General features: G+C 63.8%; 22 protein-coding genes. 10 read left to right on the top strand and 12 right to left on the bottom strand.

All coding sequences use genetic code 11. The features are described 5' to 3' along the window. Positions 1-98: 98 nt before the first annotated feature. The 3 genes from FHS50_RS00615 (at position 99) to FHS50_RS00605 (ending at position 5730) form a co-directional block, all read left to right on the top strand. The gene (locus tag FHS50_RS00615) at positions 99-1292 is read left to right on the top strand and encodes an efflux RND transporter periplasmic adaptor subunit (protein ID WP_407696045.1); all 1194 of its coding nucleotides are present in this window, start codon (positions 99-101) and stop codon (positions 1290-1292) included. A 3-nt stretch (positions 1293-1295) separates the two neighbouring features. Next, the gene (locus FHS50_RS00610; protein ID WP_183932422.1) at positions 1296-4418 is read left to right on the top strand and encodes an efflux RND transporter permease subunit; all 3123 of its coding nucleotides are present in this window, start codon (positions 1296-1298) and stop codon (positions 4416-4418) included. 103 nt (positions 4419-4521) lie between these two features. Beyond that, positions 4522-5730: a DUF445 domain-containing protein gene (locus tag FHS50_RS00605; RefSeq protein WP_183933825.1), complete on the top strand. Its 1209-nt coding sequence runs from the start codon at positions 4522-4524 to the stop codon at positions 5728-5730. A gap of 8 nt (positions 5731-5738) precedes the next feature. Here the strand turns inward: FHS50_RS00605 and murA are convergent, their stop codons facing one another. The 3 genes from murA to FHS50_RS00590 all read right to left on the bottom strand — a co-directional run bounded on the left by murA (position 5739) and on the right by FHS50_RS00590 (position 8268). Then, positions 5739-7022, bottom strand: a complete 1284-nt coding sequence (murA, locus tag FHS50_RS00600) for a UDP-N-acetylglucosamine 1-carboxyvinyltransferase (protein ID WP_183932421.1) — start codon at positions 7020-7022, stop codon at positions 5739-5741. A gap of 57 nt (positions 7023-7079) precedes the next feature. Then, positions 7080-7433, bottom strand: a complete 354-nt coding sequence (gene clpS / locus FHS50_RS00595) for an ATP-dependent Clp protease adapter ClpS (RefSeq protein ID WP_183932420.1) — start codon at positions 7431-7433, stop codon at positions 7080-7082. Positions 7434-7578: 145 nt separating this feature from the next. After that, positions 7579-8268: a phasin family protein gene (locus FHS50_RS00590; RefSeq protein ID WP_183932419.1), complete on the bottom strand. Its 690-nt coding sequence runs from the start codon at positions 8266-8268 to the stop codon at positions 7579-7581. A 137-nt stretch (positions 8269-8405) separates the two neighbouring features. Between FHS50_RS00590 and gmk the strand changes: the two genes are divergently transcribed. Then, complete coding sequence (gene gmk, locus FHS50_RS00585; protein ID WP_183932418.1) at positions 8406-9047, top strand: guanylate kinase; 642 nt, start codon at positions 8406-8408, stop codon at positions 9045-9047. On the opposite strand, the gene FHS50_RS00580 is transcribed toward gmk, so the two are convergent. The 6 genes from FHS50_RS00580 to FHS50_RS00555 are packed head-to-tail and all read right to left on the bottom strand — an operon-like array spanning position 9044 to position 12838. Further along, a complete protein-coding gene (locus tag FHS50_RS00580; protein WP_183932417.1) occupies positions 9044-9733 on the bottom strand; it encodes an ATP12 family chaperone protein in 690 nt (229 codons plus the stop codon). The two genes, gmk and FHS50_RS00580, sit on opposite strands and share 4 nt — an antisense overlap. Beyond that, on the bottom strand, positions 9730-9960 hold the full coding sequence (locus FHS50_RS00575; protein WP_183932416.1) for a hypothetical protein: 231 nt from the start codon (positions 9958-9960) through the stop codon (positions 9730-9732). Before FHS50_RS00575 ends, FHS50_RS00580 begins: the two co-directional genes overlap by 4 nt. Beyond that, entirely contained in the window at positions 9957-10619 is a 663-nt protein-coding gene (locus tag FHS50_RS00570) for an HAD hydrolase-like protein (protein ID WP_183932415.1), read from the bottom strand. Before FHS50_RS00570 ends, FHS50_RS00575 begins: the two co-directional genes overlap by 4 nt. Next, a complete protein-coding gene (locus FHS50_RS00565) occupies positions 10616-11806 on the bottom strand; it encodes an RluA family pseudouridine synthase (protein ID WP_183932414.1) in 1191 nt (396 codons plus the stop codon). Before FHS50_RS00565 ends, FHS50_RS00570 begins: the two co-directional genes overlap by 4 nt. 11 nt (positions 11807-11817) lie before the next feature. Further along, entirely contained in the window at positions 11818-12171 is a 354-nt protein-coding gene (locus FHS50_RS00560) for a ribose-phosphate pyrophosphokinase (RefSeq protein ID WP_183932413.1), read from the bottom strand. A gap of 7 nt (positions 12172-12178) precedes the next feature. Continuing rightward, positions 12179-12838: a DUF4893 domain-containing protein gene (locus FHS50_RS00555; protein ID WP_183932412.1), complete on the bottom strand. Its 660-nt coding sequence runs from the start codon at positions 12836-12838 to the stop codon at positions 12179-12181. 81 nt (positions 12839-12919) lie between these two features. Between FHS50_RS00555 and rarD the strand changes: the two genes are divergently transcribed. Both rarD and FHS50_RS00545 read left to right on the top strand, forming a co-directional pair. Continuing rightward, positions 12920-13828 (top strand): EamA family transporter RarD, encoded by a 909-nt coding sequence (gene rarD / locus FHS50_RS00550; protein WP_183932411.1) that lies wholly within the window; start codon positions 12920-12922, stop codon positions 13826-13828. A 15-nt stretch (positions 13829-13843) separates the two neighbouring features. Next, complete coding sequence (locus tag FHS50_RS00545) at positions 13844-14065, top strand: hypothetical protein (RefSeq protein ID WP_183933824.1); 222 nt, start codon at positions 13844-13846, stop codon at positions 14063-14065. A 7-nt stretch (positions 14066-14072) separates the two neighbouring features. On the opposite strand, the gene FHS50_RS00540 is transcribed toward FHS50_RS00545, so the two are convergent. Continuing rightward, the gene (locus FHS50_RS00540; protein ID WP_246332895.1) at positions 14073-15794 is read right to left on the bottom strand and encodes a PHA/PHB synthase family protein; all 1722 of its coding nucleotides are present in this window, start codon (positions 15792-15794) and stop codon (positions 14073-14075) included. Between the two features lie 55 nt (positions 15795-15849). Here FHS50_RS00540 and FHS50_RS00535 point away from each other — a divergent pair, with 55 nt between their 5' ends. The 3 genes from FHS50_RS00535 (at position 15850) to FHS50_RS00525 (ending at position 17710) form a co-directional block, all read left to right on the top strand. Further along, positions 15850-16470 (top strand): trimeric intracellular cation channel family protein, encoded by a 621-nt coding sequence (locus FHS50_RS00535; protein WP_183932410.1) that lies wholly within the window; start codon positions 15850-15852, stop codon positions 16468-16470. A 151-nt stretch (positions 16471-16621) separates the two neighbouring features. Then, entirely contained in the window at positions 16622-17209 is a 588-nt protein-coding gene (locus FHS50_RS00530; RefSeq protein ID WP_183932409.1) for a L,D-transpeptidase family protein, read from the top strand. A 33-nt stretch (positions 17210-17242) separates the two neighbouring features. Next, positions 17243-17710, top strand: a complete 468-nt coding sequence (locus tag FHS50_RS00525) for a DUF2721 domain-containing protein (RefSeq protein ID WP_183932408.1) — start codon at positions 17243-17245, stop codon at positions 17708-17710. Here FHS50_RS00525 and FHS50_RS00520 read toward each other — a convergent pair. Together FHS50_RS00520 and FHS50_RS00515 are read right to left on the bottom strand one after the other, a co-directional pair. After that, entirely contained in the window at positions 17707-18129 is a 423-nt protein-coding gene (locus FHS50_RS00520; protein ID WP_183932407.1) for a DUF805 domain-containing protein, read from the bottom strand. The genes FHS50_RS00525 and FHS50_RS00520 overlap by 4 nt on opposite strands. A 69-nt stretch (positions 18130-18198) precedes the next feature. After that, the gene (locus tag FHS50_RS00515; protein WP_183932406.1) at positions 18199-18453 is read right to left on the bottom strand and encodes a hypothetical protein; all 255 of its coding nucleotides are present in this window, start codon (positions 18451-18453) and stop codon (positions 18199-18201) included. A 150-nt stretch (positions 18454-18603) separates the two neighbouring features. Here FHS50_RS00515 and glpX point away from each other — a divergent pair, with 150 nt between their 5' ends. Next, a complete protein-coding gene (gene glpX / locus FHS50_RS00510) occupies positions 18604-19581 on the top strand; it encodes a class II fructose-bisphosphatase (RefSeq protein ID WP_183932405.1) in 978 nt (325 codons plus the stop codon). The last annotated feature ends 65 nt before the right edge of the window (positions 19582-19646 follow it).

The following is a 19646-nucleotide window of genomic DNA, read 5'->3' as shown; positions in this document are numbered from 1 at the left end:
TCGTGCGGGGCCTTTTTGTTGCTTGTGGTGACTTATTGATTTAATACAGTTCCCGACCTGTCCCTTGGGGGGACCGAAAAGCGGGGCATCAGGGAAAGATGAGCATGAACCGGTTCAGCAGTTTCACCAAACGTCGCGCGATCGACGACCCCGCCTCGCCGACGCGCTCCAAGCGGCGGATGGCGATCATCGTCGGCGTGATCCTCGTCATCGTGGCGCTGGTGGCTGCGGCGATGTTCATGGGCGACGGCGGAGAAAATGCCCCGGCCGCTGCTGCAGAAGGCGATGCCCAGCAAGCGCAGACCGTGACGGTGATCGTGCCCGGACGCAGCGAAGTGGCCCGCACGCTGACCGCTTCGGGTACGCTCGCGGCGCGGCGCGACCAGCCGGTCGGTATCGCCGGACAGGGCGGCCGCGTAACGCAGGTTCTCGTCGATGCCGGCGATTGGGTCCGCCAGGGACAGCTTCTCGCCTCCATCGACCGTTCGGTCCAAGCCCAGCAGGCGGCGCAGCTGCGCGCATCGCTTGCCGCGGCGCAGGCCGATGCCGATCTTGCCAGGAACGAACTCGATCGCGCCGCGCAGCTCGTCGAGCGCGGCTTCGTCTCCAAGGCCGATATCGACCGCAAGCAGGCTGCTTATGACGCCGCGGTGGCGCGTGTCGGCGTGGCCCGTGCCCAACTGGCCGCGACCAATGCACAAATCGGGCAGCTTGATGTGCGCGCGCCGACTTCGGGCCTCATCCTCGATCGCAATGTCGAGGTCGGGCAGGTCGTATCCGCCGGGACGCCGCAGCTGTTCCGCATGGCGCGGGGCGGGGAAATGGAACTGCGCGCCCGCCTGTCGCAGCAGGATTTGACGGGGCTTTCGGTCGGGCTTCCGGCGACGGTCATTCCCACCGGAACCGACCGGCGCATCCAGGGACGCATCTGGCAGATTTCGCCGATCATCGATCCGCAATCGCGCCAGGGCGAAGTACGCATCGCCATTCCCTACGACCGGGCAATCCGGCCCGGTGGCTTTGCCGAAGCGCTTATCGAAAGCGGCGTGACCAATGCGCCACTGCTTCCCCAGTCGGCAGTGCTTGCCGATGCGCGGGGCAATTATGTCTATATCGTCAATGGCGACAATGAGGTCGAGCGGCGCGACGTGCGCGTCGGAACGGTGGATGATCGCGGCGTTACCATCGCTTCGGGCATCGACGGCAGCGAAGCCATCGTGGCCCGTGCCGGCAGCTTCCTGACCCCCGGGCAGAAGGTTTCGCCCCGCCGGCAGGCCGCGCGCGAGGAATAGTCGATGAACTTCCGCAACATCTCCGCCTGGAGCATCCGGAACCCGGTCCCGCCGATCGTCCTATTCGCGGCGCTCACGATCGCCGGGCTGATTTCCTTCTTCACGATGGAAGTCACCGATAATCCCGATATCGATTTCCCCGCGGCCAATGTGTCGATCATCCAGCCGGGTGCCGCGCCCGAGGAGATGGAAAACCAGATCACCCAGCGGGTCGAGGCGGCCCTGCGCAGCGTCGATGGCGTGGACGAGATCAATTCCAGCGTGAACGAAGGCACTTCCAACACCTTCGTCCAGTTCGAGATCGGCACGCCGACCGACCGCGCGGTCAACGATGTGCGCGACGCGGTCGCGCAGATCCGCGGCGACCTTCCGGCCGGTATCCTCGAGCCCCGCGTCAACCGGATCGACATCACCGGCGACAGCCTCAGCTTCATTGCGATCAACACCACCGACATGACGCTCGAGGAATTGTCCTGGTATGTCGATGATACCGTCAGCCGCCGCCTCCTGGGCCTCGAAGGGCTGGCCGAAGTCAGCCGCTTCGGCGGTGTCGATCGCGAAATCCGCGTCATCCTCGATCCGCAGGCCCTCCAGGCGCAGGGCATCACCGCCGCACAGGTCAATGCCCAGCTCCGCCAGACCAACCTCAATGCCGCGGGTGGCCTGACCGAGATTGCGGGATCGCGCCAGTCGGTTCGCGTGCTGGGCAATGCCGAAACCGCTGCCGAACTGGGCAACACGCAGATCGCCGTGGGCGGCGGGCGCGTGGTGCGCCTGCGCGATATCGCGACGGTTCGCGATGCGGCTTCCGAACAGACCAGCCTTGCCCGCATGAACGGCCAGGAAGTGGTGGTCTTCAGCTTCAACCGCGCCAAGGGTGCGAGCGACATCACCGTCTATGACCAGGCCTGGGAAGAGCTGCGCAAGATCGAGGAAGAGGACCCGCGTGTCTCCTTCACCGAAATCAACAACAGCGTCGAATATACCAAGGGCCAGTATAACAGTTCGATGCAGGCGCTGATCGAAGGCGCATTGCTGGCGGTGCTGGTGGTGTTCCTGTTCCTGCGCGATTTCCGCGCCACGATCATCGCGGCGGTCGCCATTCCGCTCTCGGCGATCCCCGCCTTCTGGTTCATGGATCTCATGTCCATCAACCTTAATTTCCTGTCGCTACTCGCGCTTGCGCTGGTCGCGGGGGTGCTCGTCGATGACGCGATCGTGGAGATCGAGAATATCGTCCGGCACATGCGCATGGGCAAAACCGCCTACCAGGCCTCGATCGACGCCGCCGACGAGATTGGCCTCGCGGTGGTCGCCACCACCATGTCGATCGTCGCGGTCTTCCTGCCGGTCGCGCTGATGCCCGGCATCTCGGGCCAGTTCTTCAAGAATTTCGGCTACACTGTGGTGCTTGCCGTGGTGGTCTCGCTGCTCGTCGCGCGCATGATCACACCGTTGATGGCGGCCTATTTCCTCCGCGCGAAGGGCGAGAGCGAGCATGCCTCGGGTCCGTGGATGCAGCGTTATCTCGGCGTCCTCAACTGGACGCTCAAGCATCGCTGGGCAGCGGTGCTCGGCGGGATCGCGACGCTCGTTCTGACGGTGGTACTGTTCGCCGCGCTGCCGAGCCAGTTCCAGCCCGACCTCGATCTCGACACGCGGACGGTTCGCATCTCGATGCCCCCGGGCGCGACCTTGGAGCAGACGCAGGAAGTGGTCCACGAGACCGCGATGCTCGTGAAGGAGCATCCGGACGTCGAGACGGTATTCGAACGCACCTTCACCAATTCGGGCTATGTCAACGTCACCTTGCGCGACGATCGCGAGAAGAGCTCGACCGAGGTCGAGCGCGAACTGGCGCCGGTGCTGGCGGGGATCGCCGATGCGCGGGTCAATTTCCAGAGCCAGGGCGGCGGCGGACCGGGCGGTTCGGGCCAGGCGCTCACCTTCTATCTGGGATCCTCGGACCCGCAATTGCTTGAAGAAACCGCCTACAAGATCGCCGCCGACATGTCGAAACGGCCCGAGTTCATCGCTCCCCGCGTGCTCGGCGATGATATCCGTCCCGAAATCACGGTCACGCCGCGTTTCGATCTTGCCGCCGATCTTGGCGTCACCACGGCAGCGCTGTCACAGACCATCCGTATCGCGACCTTGGGCGACATCGACCAGAACAGCGCGAAATTCTCGCTCTCGGACCGGCAGATCCCCATCCGCGTCAGCCTGTCCGAACAAGAGCGCCGCGATCTCGACACCCTGACCAACTTGCCGGTGCCGACGGCCAATGGCGGCGCGGTGCCGTTGCGGGCAGTCGCCGAAATCGGCTTCGGCGCGGGGCCGACGACCATCCAGCGCACCGATCAGATGCGGCGCATCTCGATCGGTGCCGACCTGCAGCCGGGGATGGTTTCGTCGGATGCTTGGAAGATCATCGACGAACTGCCTTCGGTGCAGGACATGCCCCAGGGGGTCCAGCGCCTCAACCTGGGCGCGGAAAAATGGCAGCAGGAGCTGATCCAGAATTTCATCATCGCCGTGCTTTCGGGCGTGATGCTGGTGTTCGCGGTGCTCGTGCTTCTCTACCGGCGCTTCCTTGCCCCCTTCGTCAACATGGGATCGCTTCTCCTCGCCCCGCTCGGCGCGGCGATCGCGCTGCATCTGGCCGGAATGGCGGTCTCGCTGCCGGTGTTCATCGGTCTTCTCATGCTGCTCGGCATTGTCGCGAAGAATTCGATCCTGCTGGTCGATTTCGCGCTCGAGATGATGAATGGCGGGATGGAAAAGGACGAAGCGATCTGGGAAGCGGGTCACAAGCGCGCCCAGCCGATCGTGATGACGACCGTCGCCATGGTCGCGGGCATGATCCCCATCGCATTGTCGCTACACGGCGACGGATCGTGGCGCGCGCCGATGGGCTATACCGTGATCGGCGGGCTCATCTTCTCGACCGCGCTCACGCTTCTCCTCGTGCCGGCCTTCTTCTCGCTGGCGATCGATATCGAGAAATGGCTGGCGCGCAAGCTCGGTGGGTTCGTCAATTCGAGCAAGCATCCGCTGCTGCCCGAAGGCGCCGACCCCACGCCGGTCGAAGGCGACGAAGGGCCGCCGCCGCTTCCTGCCGAGTGACAGATGCAATCGGAATGGTAAGGTGGGGGCGATGAACGCTCCCACTTCCCAACCCGCACCCGCCATCGTCAAGTTCCAGGTCGTGCAGTCCGGTGCGCGGGGAATGAAGCTCATCGCCACGGGGCTTCTCGTCGTGATGGCGATCACCTTTTTCACTGCCCGCGCCTATGAGCCCGTCTATCCCGCGCTTGGCTGGATCAAGGCTTTTGCCGAGGCCGCGATGGTGGGGGGCCTTGCCGACTGGTTCGCGGTGACCGCGCTGTTCCGCCATCCGCTCGGCCTGCCAATCCCGCATACCGCCATCATTCCGACCAACAAGGACCGGATCGGCGATACGCTCGCCAACTTCATTCGCGACAATTTCCTCGTACCGCAGGTGGTTGCCCGGCGCATGCACCGGCTCGACCTTGCCGGAGCGGCGGGACGGTTCCTCAAGGCGCCACGCGGGCAGGAAAGCCGCATCCGCGCGGGCGCCAGCCGCCTGATCGCCGACCTCGCCGAAAGCCTCGGAGACGAACGCCTTGGGGGCATCGTCAAGTCGGCCACGGCGAGGCGGCTGAAGGAAATGCAGGTTGCCCCGCTCATCGGGCGGGCCCTGGCGCAGGCGATCAACGAGGATCGCCATCTGCCGCTGCTCGAAGCCGCGATCCGCTGGCTGGCTCGCACTCTCGACGCCAATGAAAGCATGATCCGCGAAATGGTCCGCGAACGGGTGAGCTGGGTGCTGCGGCTTGCCTCGCTCGACGAAAAGCTTGCCGATGCCATTCTCGACGGGCTGCGCAAGCTGGCGGTCGATATGGAAAGCGACATGGGGCACCCCGTTCGGGCGCGCATCGAGCAGGAACTGGCCAAGCTGGCAAACGATCTCCAGACCGATGCCGCGACCCGCGCCAAGGTCGAGCGCTGGAAAGAGCAGCTGATCGAGAATGAATCGGTGGGGCTGTGGCTCGACGGCCTATGGCAGCAGGCCCGCGCCGCGATCATCAAGGGCGCGCGCAATCCTGACGCGGTGATGGCGGGCGAACTGGGCAAGGTGATCGCCGATGCGGGCCATACGCTCGAATCGGATGTGCGCTTGAAGGCCGCGATCAACCAGTTCGCGCGTAGGGCCGTGGTCGGCATGGCGGCCAGCTATGGCGGGTCGATGGTCAAGCTTGTCTCGGACACGATCCGCAACTGGGATGCGCGCACCATCACCGACCGTCTCGAGGCCGCGGTGGGCCGCGACCTTCAATATATCCGCATCAACGGAACGCTGGTGGGCGGCATGGTCGGCATGGCGATCCATGCTCTCGACGTCATCGGCCTTTAAGCCGAGGATCAGCCTTTCGAGCGGCGCTCGATCGTCGCGCCGACGCCCGCCAGCTTTTCCTCGAGCCGCTCATAGCCGCGATCAAGGTGATAGACGCGCAGGACCTCGGTTTCGCCTTCGGCACGAAGACCGGCGAGGACGAGGCTCATCGAGGCACGAAGGTCGGTGGCCATCACTTCGGCGCCTGTCAGGCGCTCGACGCCGCGCACGATCGCGCTACGCCCGCGCGTCTCGATGTCGGCGCCCATGCGCCGCAGTTCGGGGACGTGCATATAGCGGTTCTCGAAGATCGTTTCCTCGAGATAGCTGTCGCCGTCGGCCATGCACATCATCGCCATGAACTGCGCCTGCATGTCGGTCGCGAAACCCGGATAGGGCGCGGTCGAAATGGCGATGGGCCTGAGCTTGCCTGTCGCACTGACCTTGATGCCGTCGGCGGTGAATTCGGTGACGAGGCCCGCTGCCGCCAGCGCATTGGTGGTCGCCAGCATCTCGGAGGGGCGCGCGCCGACCAGCTCGATCGAGCCGCCCGTAATCCCCGCGGCGCAGGCATAGCTGCCCGCTTCGATCCGGTCGGGCATCACGTCATATTCGGTGCCGTGAAGCGCCTCGACGCCGTCGATGATGAGATGGCTCGACCCGATGCCCTCGATCTTCGCGCCCATGGCCACGAGGAGGTTGCACAGATCGACGATCTCGGGTTCGCGCGCGGCGTTGAAAAGCTGGCTTCGACCCGTGGTCAGCGTTGCCGCCATCACGGCATTTTCGGTCGCCCCCACCGATACGACGGGGAAGCTATAATCGCCGCCGGGCAAACGGCCCTTGGGCGCGCTTGCCTTTACATAACCTGCTGCCAGCTCGATCTCCGCACCGAGCGCCTCGATGGCCTTCAGGTGAAGGTCGATCGGCCGGTCGCCGATGGCACAGCCGCCAGGCAACGAGACCGTTGCTTCGCCCATGCGTGCAAGCATGGGGCCGAGGACGAGGATCGAAGCGCGCATCTTGCGCACCAGTTCGTAGGGCGCGACGGTAGAGTCGATATGGCTCGCATCGAGCGTCATCTTGCGGCTGGTCTGGCCCGAGCGGCGCCCGGCAAAGGCGGTCGCCACGCCCAATTCGTTCATCAGGTGGGAAAAGCTGTCGACGTCCGCGAGACGCGGCAGATTGCCGAGCGTGAGCTTTTCCTCGGTGAGAAGCGCGCAGGGGATGAGCGTGAGTACGGCATTCTTCGCGCCCGAGATGGGGATTTTCCCTTCGAGCCGCTTGCCGCCTTGAATCCAGATCGAGTCCATGGAAGCGGCTTTAACGCCCTGCCCCGCCAGCGCAAGGCCGCGAGAGCACGCCTGGCGTCAGGCCTTTTCGAGCGTGCACTGCAGCGGGTGCTGATTTTCCCGGGCGAAATCGACGACCTGGCTGACCTTGGTCTCGGCGACTTCGTAGGTGAAGACGCCGCACACGGCGACGCCCTTCTGGTGCACCTGCAGCATGGTGCGGGTGGCATCCTCGGTGCCCATGCCGAAATAGCGCTGGAGAACGAGAACGACGAATTCCATCGGCGTATAATCGTCGTTGAGCATCAGCACCTTGTAATTGCTGGGCTTCTTGGTCTTGGGGCGCGTCTTGGTGGCGATGCCCGTCTGGAAATCGGCATCGTCATCGCGCTCGCCCGAACCGGCCGTGGTCAAGATGCTCTCGAGAATCATTGCGTCTCCAAATATGGCATGGCGGTAACGGGCTTCAAGACTGGATGCTCCGCCTGGTCGCGAAAAAGAAACGGCCACCTGTCCCGATGTGGGAGAGGTGGCCGCTCTTCGGCGCCGCTTGTCCGGCGCGCGAGGGTCGGATGGCTTAGGCCATCATGCCCTTGACCTTTTCGGCGTTGACGCTGGCCTGGCTGGTCACCGGCTGAGCAGCATCGCCCGAAAGCTTGATCAGCTTTTCGGTGAGCTTGGAGCTTTCCGAAACGAGCTGGTCGAAGCTCGAACGCATCCAGTCGCTCTGGAGCTGGAAGAATTCGGTCGGGCTCTTCACTTCGGTGAGGGCCTTCACCGCTTCGGCATTCTTTTCCAAGCCTTCGCGGCCGTCTTCGATCAGTTCGCTGCCAATCGTCTTGGCACCCTGAGCGGCGATACGGCCGGCTTCGACGATCGCTTCGATGTTGGCCTTGGCCAGCTCGGCGAATTCCTCGGTCGCAGCTTGGGTCTTGCGAACCAGTTCTTCGTTCTTGCGGCTGGTCTCGGCGACCAGCGCTTCGAATTTTTCAGCGGTCGGCATTTCGAAATTGGCCATCCACTGCTTGCTGTCAAAATTGAACATATCCGTTCCTTTCTTCGCGCTGGCTGCCGCGGTCTTCGCCGCCTTGGTGCCAGCAATCTTTTTCTTCTTCGTGACCTTCTTGACCTTCTTGGCCGCCCCGGTCGTCGCTTCGGAGACAGGCGCTTCTTCGTTGATCGCCTTGGCGGGTGCCGCTGTCGCCACCGTCTGCGTCTCGATCACCTTGCCAGTGTCCGCTTCACCATTGGTTTTCTCAGCACTCATCACTGTCTCCCTCGTTTGTGCAGCGCAACATAGCAAATGCAGCATGGGGTTTCAAGGGTTTTGTTGCACTGCACAAAAGGCTTGGACGAGGCATGATGCGGGTTGACGCCATCGCCCCTGCTTTGCATGGCCTTTTCATGGCAGACCAACCCACGCGCCGCGGCCTCCTGATCGTGCTTTCCTCGCCTTCGGGAGCGGGAAAGACCACTATTTCGCGAAAATTGATGGAAGCCGACCCGACGATCCGCATGTCGGTATCGGCCACCACGCGGCCGGCGCGGCCGGGAGAAGTCGATGGCAAGGATTATCATTTCGTCAGCGAGGAAGCCTTCCAGCACCTTGTCGACGAAGGCGAACTGGCCGAATGGGCCTATGTCTTCGACCATCGCTATGGCAGCCCCAAGGAGCCGATCAAGGACGCCTTGAAGGCCGGGCGCGACATCTTGTTCGACATCGACTGGCAGGGCACGCAGCAGCTCGAGACCGCCTTCGGCAATGACCTGGTGTCGATCTTCATCCTGCCGCCCTCGATGGGCGAACTCGAGCGGCGACTACGCGACCGGGCGACCGACAGCGAGGAAGTCATCCAGGGCCGGATGCGCCGTGCCTCGGGCGAGATCGTGCACTGGAACGAATATGACTATGTGCTGATCAACGACAATGTCGACACCTGCCTCGAGGAAGTGAAGGCGATCATCGAGGCCGAGCGCCTGCGCAAGCATCGCCGCCCCTATGTCGCCGAGCTGGCGCGCCAGCTGGTCGAGCGCCCCAACGACTAGAGCAGCGAGAGAAAGCGCGCGCCATTGAGGAAATCACGGCGCCTCGCTTCGCTGGCTTTGCGCGCCTCCTCATCTTCGCCCCAATGCTCGATCTGCCAGTCTTCCTCAATCTGGCTAGCTTTCCACCCCTCTTCGGGGCTCAATTCGCCATGCCGGACCGCGAGCGCGACGAGCAGGGACTGGCCCGCGGTGACCAGCGGCGACAGACCCGCGAGGTGGAACGCGTCTTCGCTTCCCACCGCCGAGGCGAGCCGATCGAGGGTCGTCTCGGGCTGGGCGACGTGCATCACGCCGCTCGTGACCGTGAAATGGATATCGTAGCGCGCCTGCGCCCAGTCGATCAGCCGGTCCCATGACGCGGCCTGTCTCTCCACCAGCGCGTCGGGCTGGTCGGCGCGGTAACAGCACATCTCGCTTTCGGCGAAGCGCGACAGCCCCGCGGCAAAGGCCTGTCTGTCGGGCATCACCCGGTCGATGGCGGCATTGGCAAGCCCGGTCATCGGCATGGCGGCGGGGTCGACCTTTTCGCCCGCCGATTGCCATTCCTCGACGATCGCATCGGCAAGCGTGCCGGTCGGCACGACCAGTTCGCGCTTGGCCGGGGTCATCACCTTGCGCCCATCGAGCAGGATGACATGCCCGTCGTCCTGCGGCTCACGGCTGGCTTCCTTCCAAAATCTTTTCACTGGGCGCGGTCCTCGGCATCATAGAGCCGCTTCATGATCTTGGGCGATAGCGTGGCGTCGATCAGCCCGCTGACAAGAAGGACCGCCCCGAGAATGGGCCAGGGCTCGTCGGTAATCACGCCGCCTCGCATCAGAAGCAGGCCAAGAAGGGCAATCAACAGTCCCCCGATGCGCATCCACTGAACGATCGCGGCGCGATGGCGCCATTTCTGTTCCTCGGGCGTCATGCCCCCTCTCCTATCCATTTCCTCGCGGCATGCATCACTCCGTCCGGACGCAAAGTGATATAATGCGCGCCTCCGCCGACCAGTTCGTCATGGTCATGATAGCCCCAGGTCGCACCGATCGCGCCCACGCCCGCGGCGCGTGCCGTGCCCATGTCGTGCGAGGTGTCGCCGATCAGCACGGTCATCGCCGGTTCGGCACCGCAATCGGCCATATTCGCGAGCGCCATCGAGGGATGCGGCTTGGAAGGATGGCGATCGGCGGTGTGCAGCGAGGAAAACCGCTTCTCCCAGCCATGACAGGCCAGCACATGGGCCAGCCCGCGATCGCTCTTGCCGGTCGCCACGCCGAGCAGCCAGCCATCCTCCTCGAAGGCATCGAGCAGTTCGGGGATCCCGTCGTAAAGCGGCTCCTCGACTTCGCCGCGCGAGCGGAAGCTGACGAAGGCATCCTTGTAGCTGGCGGCGAGCCGTTGGTGATCGCCCTCGGGAACGAGCCACTGCATTGCCTCGACGAGGCTGAGGCCGATCACCTTCTGCGAAATCTCGCGCGGCGGGCAATCATGCCCATGCGCCGACAGCGTTTCCTTCAGGGCACGGTAGATCGTGTCCCCGCTGTCCACGAGCGTCCCGTCGCAATCGAAAATCGCCAGCTTGATCATCGCTTCCCGGGACGCCTCGGCTTACCGCCCTTTCCGCGCGGCGGGGCTTTCCTGCCGCGTCCCTTTGTCGGACCGGGCTTGGCACGGCCGCGAGCGGGCTCGCCTCGATTGCGCCGTTCGCCCTTCCTCGCCTTGCGAAAAGCCTTGGCATGGGCGGCCTTGCGCTTGGCCTTGGCTTCGGGCGATTGGGCGGGATCGGGACTGGTGAGCGGCAGGCTGTCGCCGTCCATCTCCTCGAAGCCCAGCGTCGCGAGACTTTCGGCAAAGTGGGGCGGGAGTTCGGCTTTCCGGTCGATCGTCTTGCCGCCCGGCGCACCGATCTTGAGGCGGCGGGCGTGAAGATGCAGCTTGCGGCTGATCCCGCCCGTGAGGAAACTTTCCGCACCGCCATATTTGGCATCGCCCACGATCGGATGGCCGACCGCGGCCATGTGGGCGCGCAGTTGGTGCGTGCGACCGGTGAGCGGTTGCAGTTCGACCCAGGCGGCGCGGGTGCCGGCGCGGTCGATGACGCGGATACGTGTCTTGGCCGGCGCACCTTCCTCCATGTCGACATGCATCTTTTCGCCGCCGGTGCCCGGCTGCTTGGCGAGGGGCAGGTCGATGAGGCCTTCCTTCACCTCGGGCACGCCGATCACGAGCGCCCAATAGACCTTGCGTACCGTGCGGCCCGAGAAGGCCTTGGAGAAATGCCCCGCCGCGCGCGCCGAACGCGCGACCAGCAGGACGCCCGAGGTGTCCTTGTCGAGGCGATGCACCAGCTTGGGCTTGCCCTGATCGTCTTCGTCGAGCCCGTGGAGAAGCCGGTCGAGATGCTGGCTGGTCTTGGTGCCACCCTGCGTCGCGAGGCCCGGCGGCTTGTTGATCAGATAGGCGTCGGGGAACTTGGCGATCACCATTTCCTTCACGAAGGCGATCTCGTCCTCGCTGAGATCGACCTTCACTTTGGGCTTGGGCCCGCGGGCAGCGGCGCTTTCGGGCGGAGGTACGCGGATAACTTGGCCTTCCTGCAACCGGTCGCCGGGGTTGGCCCGGCCGCCATCCACACGCAATTGTCCCGTGCGCGCCCAGCGCGACACCATGTTGAAACTCGTGTCGGGCAGATGGCGCTTGAACCAGCGGTCCAGGCGAATGCCGTCATCATCCTCGTCGACCACAAACTGCCGAACGCCGTCATTCTTGCTCATGGCGGCAGCCTTTAGCGATGTTCCCGCCAATAGTCGAAGGCTCGTTGCTGGAGCTTCTCGACAAGTTTTTGCGCGCGCGGACCTTCCCAAGGGCCGTCATAATCGCCTTTCTCCTCGCCGACCCACCAGCCCTGTCCCGGCAGCCCGTCCGACTGGCGAACCACGAGGACGGCAAGGTCGGGCTCACCGCGCCCCCGCGCATCGGCATCGATTGCGCCCAAGGTCTTGCACAAGGCCCGCATCTTTGGCCTCGAAAAAGCGAAGCCGAGGTGACCGAGCAGTTCGGAATAGCTGATCGAATGGCCAGCGGCCGCGGCCGCGACGAGATGGGCGCGCACCTCGGCCATGTCCCAAAGATCGCTCATGGACAGCTTATTCGGGCTGGTCGGCCACCGGTGTCAATTCGAAGAGGTCGAGGATGCCGCCGTTGCGCGGATAGGGAATGGCGAGACGCCAGCGGAACGGGCCGATCCGCTCCCACACGCCCGCCATGTCACGCTCGGGATCCTCGCCATAGGCCAGGGGCTCGCTTTCGTTGCCGAGGACAAGGCTGCCGAGGAAGATATAATGGTCGCCGGCGTCCCACAGCCGACCGGCAGGACGCTGACTGCCCGTCTGTTTAACGATGGTGAAACGGTCATTTTCGATTTCGACGTAACAGAAGAAGGGCTTGTAGGCGATGAAGGCCGGATCACCCTTGGCCGCACCGCCCAGCTTCACGAGGCGGCAACTGTAGCTGCCGGGCGTGGGGTCGGGGTGACGTAGCCCGGCATCTGGCACGAGCAGGCGCCCTTCCCTTTCCATTGCCGTCACGAAACCCGCCTTGCGTGCCGTGGCCAGGGCCTCTTTCCAGGCCTCGTCGAGCAGAGCGATCCGGTCGATATCGGCCTGGCTGGCATAGCCTTGCCATTCGAGCGCCGAGCGCTCCTCGACGATCACCTGCGCCGAAGGCTTGTCCGCCTCGGCGCCCGACAAGGTCGCACAGCCCGCGAGCGCAAGGCCCGGAAGGATCAGCAGAGAGGCTTTCCTCATGCCCCGAATAACGCCGGACCGCCGAGCCTTGTTCAACCCCGCGATTGACAATCCCGTCGCGGGACAGCAGCGCCTTGCCGCATGAGCAGTCACCACACCCGCCACGGCTATATCTACGCGCTTGCCGCCTTCGGACTGTGGGGCGTGATCCCGCTTTTCTTCAAGGCACTGATCCCCATCGATTCGATGGATATCGTCGCGCACCGCGTTCTTTATGCCGTGCCGACGCTGGCCCTCCTCATCTTCGCCAAGAAACGCTGGGGCGACGTCAAGGCGGCATTGGGCAACCGCAAGGTAATGCTGACTCTGTTCGCCAGCGCGGTGCTCATCGCGATCAACTGGGTGGTCTATGTCGTGGGGGTGAATGGCGGCCGGGTACTGGCCACCAGCCTTGGCTATTATCTCAATCCGCTGTTCAACATCCTCATCGGCCACTTCTTGCTGAAGGAGCATCTGTCCCGATCGCAATGGGCAGCATTGGCGATCGCGGGACTGGGCGTGGGGGCGCTGGCGCTCGGGGCGCTGGGCGATCTGTGGATCACGCTCAGCCTTGCCTTCTCCTTCGCTTTCTACGGCTATCTGAGAAAGCAGGTGAATGTCGGTGCGGCGCCCGGCCTGTTCATCGAGACCCTGCTTCTGGCGCCGCTTTTTCTGATCTGGCTCGGCGCACTGCGCGACATGGGCGATCCCTTGATGGGGCCGACCCCGCTCCATACCGCGCTCCTCCTGGTTTCGGGGCTGGTGACGGCGCTTCCGCTGCTTCTGTTCACCGAAGGAGCGCGGCGGCTGCCCTATTCGACCATCGGCATCCTGCAATTCATCGCACCCACGCTGCAATTCCTGATGGGCTTCCTACTTTTCGGCGAAATCCTCACGCCGGTCCGCGCCTTCGCCTTTGCCGCGATCTGGATTGCGATGGCGCTTTACATCAAGGCGCTGGTCGGTGCCGAGCGGGCGAAGCGTGTTAGTCTTGCAAAACAGTCGAGCTAGCCGCATAGTGTGGCCATGTTGAACATTCTTTCCATTCTCATCGGGATCGTCGGCCTGCTGCTGGCGATCATCGGGCTGGTCCCGCTTCTCGGCTGGACCAACTGGATCTGGCTGATCGTGCCGATCATCGGTGCGGGCCTCGGCTTTCTGTCCAAGTCCACGACCGGGCGCAATTTCAACCTGTTCGTGATCGCGATCATGGTGATCCGCCTCGCATTGGGCGGCGGCGTCATCTGACCTTGCGCTAGCGCGTCTTCACATAGCGGCCTGGCGCATCCTCGATCGGCTTTAGCTTGCCCTTGCCCGGCTGCCTCGCGCCATCGGGCTTGACCGTCTTGTCATCCAGGTCGCGGATCCAGCTGATCCAGTCGGGCCACCAGCTTCCATCATGGCGGGTGGCGGCAGACTTGAAGCCTTCGAGGCTATCGACATCCTTTTCGCACACCGAATAGTGATATTTGCCCGCGCTCGGCGGATTGACCACACCCGCGATATGGCCCGACCCCGCCAGCACGAAGCGTTTGGGCCCCGAAAGATGCTCCATGATCTTCCACACGCTTTGCGGCGGTGCGATATGGTCCATTTCGCCTGCCTGCACATAAGCGGGCGTCCGGATATTGGTGAGATCGACCGGCTGGCCCAGAACGCTGATCGCCCCCGGCTCCACCATCAGATTCTGGCGATAGAGCCGTTCCAGATAATCGCGATGCCATTTGCCCGGCAGGTTGGTGACATCACCATTCCAGTGGAGAAGGTCGAAGGGTCGCGGCTCCTGCCCCAGCAGGTAATTGTTGACCACATAGTTCCAGACAAGATCGCGCCCGCGAAGCAGGTTGAAGGTCGCCGCGAGCACGCGTCCGTCGAGCACGCCCGTTTCCGCCGTAAGCTGTTCGAGCGTATGCATGGTCTCGTCGCTGACGAAAGCGGTCAGTTCGCCGGCATCGCTGAAGTCGACCTGTGCGGTGAAGAATGTCGCGCTGGCGACGCGCTCATCCTCCTTGCGGGCAGCGAGGGCGGCCAGCGTCATCGCCAGCACGGTGCCCGCGACACAATAGCCGATGGTGTGGACCTTCTCGACACCGAGGAGGTCCCGAACGACCTCGATCGCTTCGATCTGCGCGCCTACATAATCGTCCATCTCGATGTCTGCGATCGTCTCGTCGGCCGATCTCCAGCTGACCATGAAAAGGGTCAGGCCCTGGTCGATCGCCCATCGGACGAAGCTTTTTTCGGGGGTGAGGTCGAGGATGTAGAAGCGGTTGATCCAAGGCGGAAAGATGACCAGCGGCGTTTCGAGGACCTTGTCGGTCGTGGGCGCATATTGGATCAATTGGTATAGCGGGGTTTCGAAGATCACCTTGCCGGGCGTGGTCGCGAGGTCCTTGCCCAATTCGAATGCGCCTTCGGGGCTTTGCGTCATCTGCCCGCGCGCGAGATCGCCGAAGAAGTTCTTCATCCCCGCCGCAACGCTTTCGCCGCCGGTCTCGGCCGCTTTCCTGAGCACCTGCGGATTGGTGAGGGCAAAATTGGCCGGGCTCATCGCATCGACGAATTCGCGCGTAGCGAAACGCAATTTCTCGCGCGCATCCTCGTCGAGCCCCTCGATCGTCTCGACCGTTTCCATCATTTTCGACGACCAGCCGAGATAGGCCTGCTTCATTCCCTCGAAGACCGGATTTTCGGACCATTCCTCGGCGGAAAAGCGACGGTCCGCCGCCTGGCCGGCCTGTTCCATCTGCCGCATCATCCGGCTCCAGGCATCCATGCCCTTCGTCCAGGCCTGCACTCCTGCTTCCATCCATTGAGAAGGGTCGGGACCCATGGGCCGGTCTCCGGTCGGCGGCGTGACGCCGAGGCCCGGCTTCGTCGCTCCTTCGCCAAGGCTCTCGGCCCAGGCTTTCATCCACATTTCCTGGGTGCGGCCCACGACCGCTGCCCAATCCTGCCAATCGCGATCATCCGTCATGCCGAGGGTCATAGCGCCCATTGCGCCCTTTGGCGATGATCGGCATGACAGCCGCATGACCCCCGATATCATCCCGCCCGGCCCGCTGGTTGCCCTCGATTATGTGGGCATCGCCGTGTTTGCCGTTTCGGGCGCATTGGTGGCCGCCGAAAAGCGCCAGACGCTGGTCACCTTCATCTTTTTCGCGGTCGTCACGGGGGTCGGCGGCGGGACATTGCGCGACTTGCTGATCGGCGCGCCGGTTTTCTGGGTCAATCACAACATGACGCTGCTCGTATGCCTTTCCGCAGCGTTGCTGGTGTGGCTGTTCACCAAGGCGCGCGCGGCCGAAAAGGCCTTGCTCTGGTTCGATGCGGTCGGACTTGCCGCCTATGCGGTCTATGGCGCGAACAAGGCGCTTCGCTATGGCGTGGCGCCGGTCCCGGCCTTTGCGATGGGCGTGCTGACAGCCTGCGTCGGGGGGATCATCCGCGACGTCCTTGCCGGAGAACCGTCGATCCTCATGCGTCCCGAGCTTTATGTCACCGCCGCCGCGCTAGCCGCGGGGCTGTTCGTGGGGATGGCGATTTTCGGAATGCCCGTGCTGCTTGCCGCGCTGATTGCCGGACTGGCGGGCTTTGCCCTGCGCGGAGCCGCGATCGCCAAGGGCCTGAGCCTGCCGAGCTACCAGGGATAGTTTCGGCCCCGTTCACCCTCTCTTTACCAATCCCACTTCGCCGATGTTAACGGCGATTGGTTAGCAGTGGCGGTCATCCCGTTGACCTGCGAGGCGCGGGATCGCCGCTGCTGGGGTAAGGCGAACGGGCAATCTCGAACGGACCGAAGACATGAAGAAGCTGCGTCACATCCTGCCAATCGGCCTCGTCGCACTGGGGCTGGCAGCCTGTTCGACCACGCCCGCGCCGCCGCCCGTGGTCGAAGCGGTCGAGGAACCGCGCGGCTTCGTCATGCCCGAGGGCTATCGCTGGAGCCACGGCCATGCGCCCCGCTCTCATGAAGCGATGGTCGAGACTTTCGGCGTCACCGAAGTTGGCCCCAACGAATGGCATTGGGTCGATAGCGTTCCCGAAGAGGGCGAGGTCAAGGTCATCGTCGATCTCAAGGAGCAGATGACCTACGCATGGAAGGGCGATGTGCTGGTGGGTGCGGCCTCGGTCTCGACCGGCAAGGCGGGCAAGGAAACGCAGCTGGGTTTCTGGCCGATCCTGACCAAGCACAAGCGCTATCGCAGCCGCAAATATGACAATGCGCCGATGCCCTATTTCCAGCGGATGGACCGGTTCGGCATCGGGCTGCACGGTGGTCATAATCCGGGCAAGCCTGCCAGCCATGGCTGCATCCGCCTGCCCGAACCCTATGCGGCCAAGCTTTTCGCTCTCACCAGCATCGGCGATGAAGTGATCGTCGAGGGCTAGGCGAGCGCGCCGGGCTCTGGCATTTGCCGGTTCATGCTACTTGCTCCGCCCAGCGCCGATGCCATCGCTTCGGTTATCGAGCTTGCCGTGGCGCCGGTGTTCCTGCTGGTGGCCATCGGGGGCTTTCTCAATGTCTGCGCGGGCCGCCTTGCCCGGATCGTCGATCGCGCGCGGGCGATGGAGCCTGTCATTCTCGCAGCACGCGGGGCCGAGCATGATCAGCTGGTCGAGGAAGCGCGGCTGCTCGACCGGCGGATCCGCGTCGTCAATTCGGCGATCACCATGGCGGTTCTCGCCGCGGTCTTCATCTGTCTGTTGGTGGTGCTGCTGTTCGTGACCGGGCTCTTCCAGGTCGATCTCGCTTCGGTCATCGCATTGCTGTTCATCGCCGCGATCATCGCGGTCGGGTCGAGCTTCACGATTTTCCTCGTTGAAACGCGATTGGCGACCCGCATGGTGCGGGTGCCTTCACGCCTGCTGTTCCACGAAGCCGAGGACTAGGCGGCGGGCAGGTCCCGCGAGAACTTGCCGGTGGGAACGAGCGCGATGATGATGGCCATCGCGGTGATGACGAGACCGAAGGCATAGGCGATCGTCATGAAGGCCGCGACGACGCCGGCCAGGAATAGGACGATGCCGAGCCAGCCGGGAAGCCCCATGTCGCGCACGCGTTTTCCGACGATGTTGATGAGCGCGATCCAGAAAGCGAGGCTGAAGATCATCAGGATACCGGCGACGAGCGGGCTGGCTTCGTTGATCGAACGGCGCATCGAGCCGCCTTCCTCGATCGGGATGATCATGCCGTTCATCAGGAGAAGGCCGAAGATGACGATGGCCGCGACGAGCACGACATAGAGGATCGCAAAGCGCTTGCGCCCCAGCTTGCCGTTCATCCATTCGCCAAAATAGTCATTCAGCATATCGCGCCCCGTGTTTCCTTTTGTCCGGCTGCGGCGTGACTGGCCCCAGCGCCCCGAGAAAGCAACCCTTTAACGAGCGGTGCCCCGCAGGTTGCGCTTGGCAAGATAGGTCATCAGCAGAAGGACCGCAAAGGTGACCAGCGGGGCCGAAAAATCGCCTAGCTGCTCCTTGAACCAATTCCTCCAGGGCCAGCCGAGCGGCTCCAATATGCCGGAGACCACCGACCGGTCGGCAAAACCGAACAGTCGCAGGCTTGCGACGGTCCAGACCCCGACGCAGACGACATAGATGGTCGCAAAGACGATGGTGACGAATTTGAGCATCGGCCTTTCCCCCCTTCAGGCCGGTTGCCGCGACCATTCGATCACGAATGCAACCTCGCGCAAGAATCGCATAAAAAGGGGCGCTCGACAAGTTGACGCCTCCCCCCTATCCCGCCTGTCCATCGACAAGCACAGGGAGCCCGTCCGTCCATGCCCAATCCCAGCCACGTTCTCGACCGCGTTCTCGTTCTGGAAATGGTGCGCGTCACCGAAGCCGCCGCTATCGGCGCATCGAAGCTCATCGGGCGCGGCGACGAGAAAGCCGCCGATGCCGCTGCCGTCGAGGCGATGCGCAGCGCGCTCAACGAATTGTGGATGAACGGCACCGTCGTGATCGGCGAAGGCGAACGCGACGAGGCGCCGATGCTGTTCATCGGTGAAAAGGTCGGCTGCGGGGATGACAAGGCGCCCGAGATCGACATCGCGCTCGACCCGCTTGAAGGCACCACCATCACCGCCAAGGCGGGCGCCAACGCGCTTGCGGTGCTGGCGATTGCCGAGAAGGGCTGTCTCCTCAACGCGCCCGACACCTATATGGAAAAGATCGCCGTGGGGCCGGGCTATCCCGAAGGCGTGGTCAGCCTGAAGAATAGCGTCACCGACAATATCAAGGCGCTGGCCGCTGCCAAGGAAGTCGATCCTTCGGAGATCATCGCCTGCGTGCTCGACCGTCCGCGCCATGCCGACATCATCGCGGAGCTGCGTGCGCTCGGCTGCGGCATCAAGCTCATTCCCGATGGCGACGTGGCGGGCGTGATCGCCACCACCGATCCCGATACCAGCGTCGACATCTATCTGGGCACTGGCGGCGCGCCCGAGGGCGTTCTTGCCGCTGCGGCGCTTCGCTGCGTCGGGGGCCAGATGGAAGGGCGGCTCGTTTTCCGCAACGATGACGAAAAGGCCCGCGCCGCGCGGCTCGGGATCGAGGATCTGGACCGGATCTACGGCCTTCGCGACATGGCAAAGGGCGACTGCATCTTCGCGGCTACGGGCGTGACCGACGGGTCGCTGCTCGACGGGGTGAAGCGGCTTCGCGGCGGCGCGGTGACGACCGAATCGATCGTCATGCGCGCTTCCTCGGGCACCGTCCGCTATGTGCGCGGCGAGCATCGCAAGGGCGTCGCCTGATCCTCGTTATCAAGGTGCGTTGATCGAATAGAGCTTTGGTTTGGCGCTCATCTCGGTAAGATGAG

Source organism: Sphingomicrobium lutaoense, from assembly GCF_014195685.1.
Classification (GTDB): domain Bacteria; phylum Pseudomonadota; class Alphaproteobacteria; order Sphingomonadales; family Sphingomonadaceae; genus Sphingomicrobium; species Sphingomicrobium lutaoense.
Note: the sequence above shows the minus strand (reverse complement) of the source record. Positions and strands in the feature narration are given on the sequence as shown.

Bases quoted from the DNA above. Each gene is read 5' to 3' on its own strand.
- FHS50_RS00535 (WP_183932410.1), top strand. From the start codon at position 15,850: ATGACCCCCGATATCATCCCGCCCGGCCCGCTGGTTGCCCTCGATTAT.
- glpX (WP_183932405.1), top strand. From the start codon at position 18,604: ATGCCCAATCCCAGCCACGTTCTCGACCGCGTTCTCGTTCTGGAAATG.
- FHS50_RS00540 (WP_246332895.1), bottom strand. From the start codon at position 15,794: ATGACGGATGATCGCGATTGGCAGGATTGGGCAGCGGTCGTGGGCCGC.
- gmk (WP_183932418.1), top strand. From the start codon at position 8,406: ATGGCAGACCAACCCACGCGCCGCGGCCTCCTGATCGTGCTTTCCTCG.
- FHS50_RS00545 (WP_183933824.1), top strand. From the start codon at position 13,844: ATGTTGAACATTCTTTCCATTCTCATCGGGATCGTCGGCCTGCTGCTG.
- FHS50_RS00605 (WP_183933825.1), top strand. From the start codon at position 4,522: ATGAAGCTCATCGCCACGGGGCTTCTCGTCGTGATGGCGATCACCTTT.
- FHS50_RS00530 (WP_183932409.1), top strand. From the start codon at position 16,622: ATGAAGAAGCTGCGTCACATCCTGCCAATCGGCCTCGTCGCACTGGGG.
- FHS50_RS00555 (WP_183932412.1), bottom strand. From the start codon at position 12,838: ATGAGGAAAGCCTCTCTGCTGATCCTTCCGGGCCTTGCGCTCGCGGGC.
- clpS (WP_183932420.1), bottom strand. From the start codon at position 7,433: ATGATTCTCGAGAGCATCTTGACCACGGCCGGTTCGGGCGAGCGCGAT.
- FHS50_RS00610 (WP_183932422.1), top strand. From the start codon at position 1,296: ATGAACTTCCGCAACATCTCCGCCTGGAGCATCCGGAACCCGGTCCCG.
- FHS50_RS00525 (WP_183932408.1), top strand. From the start codon at position 17,243: ATGCTACTTGCTCCGCCCAGCGCCGATGCCATCGCTTCGGTTATCGAG.
- FHS50_RS00575 (WP_183932416.1), bottom strand. From the start codon at position 9,960: ATGACGCCCGAGGAACAGAAATGGCGCCATCGCGCCGCGATCGTTCAG.
- FHS50_RS00590 (WP_183932419.1), bottom strand. From the start codon at position 8,268: ATGAGTGCTGAGAAAACCAATGGTGAAGCGGACACTGGCAAGGTGATC.
- FHS50_RS00565 (WP_183932414.1), bottom strand. From the start codon at position 11,806: ATGAGCAAGAATGACGGCGTTCGGCAGTTTGTGGTCGACGAGGATGAT.
- FHS50_RS00560 (WP_183932413.1), bottom strand. From the start codon at position 12,171: ATGAGCGATCTTTGGGACATGGCCGAGGTGCGCGCCCATCTCGTCGCG.
- FHS50_RS00570 (WP_183932415.1), bottom strand. From the start codon at position 10,619: ATGATCAAGCTGGCGATTTTCGATTGCGACGGGACGCTCGTGGACAGC.
- FHS50_RS00515 (WP_183932406.1), bottom strand. From the start codon at position 18,453: ATGCTCAAATTCGTCACCATCGTCTTTGCGACCATCTATGTCGTCTGC.
- FHS50_RS00520 (WP_183932407.1), bottom strand. From the start codon at position 18,129: ATGCTGAATGACTATTTTGGCGAATGGATGAACGGCAAGCTGGGGCGC.
- rarD (WP_183932411.1), top strand. From the start codon at position 12,920: ATGAGCAGTCACCACACCCGCCACGGCTATATCTACGCGCTTGCCGCC.
- murA (WP_183932421.1), bottom strand. From the start codon at position 7,022: ATGGACTCGATCTGGATTCAAGGCGGCAAGCGGCTCGAAGGGAAAATC.
- FHS50_RS00615 (WP_407696045.1), top strand. From the start codon at position 99: ATGAGCATGAACCGGTTCAGCAGTTTCACCAAACGTCGCGCGATCGAC.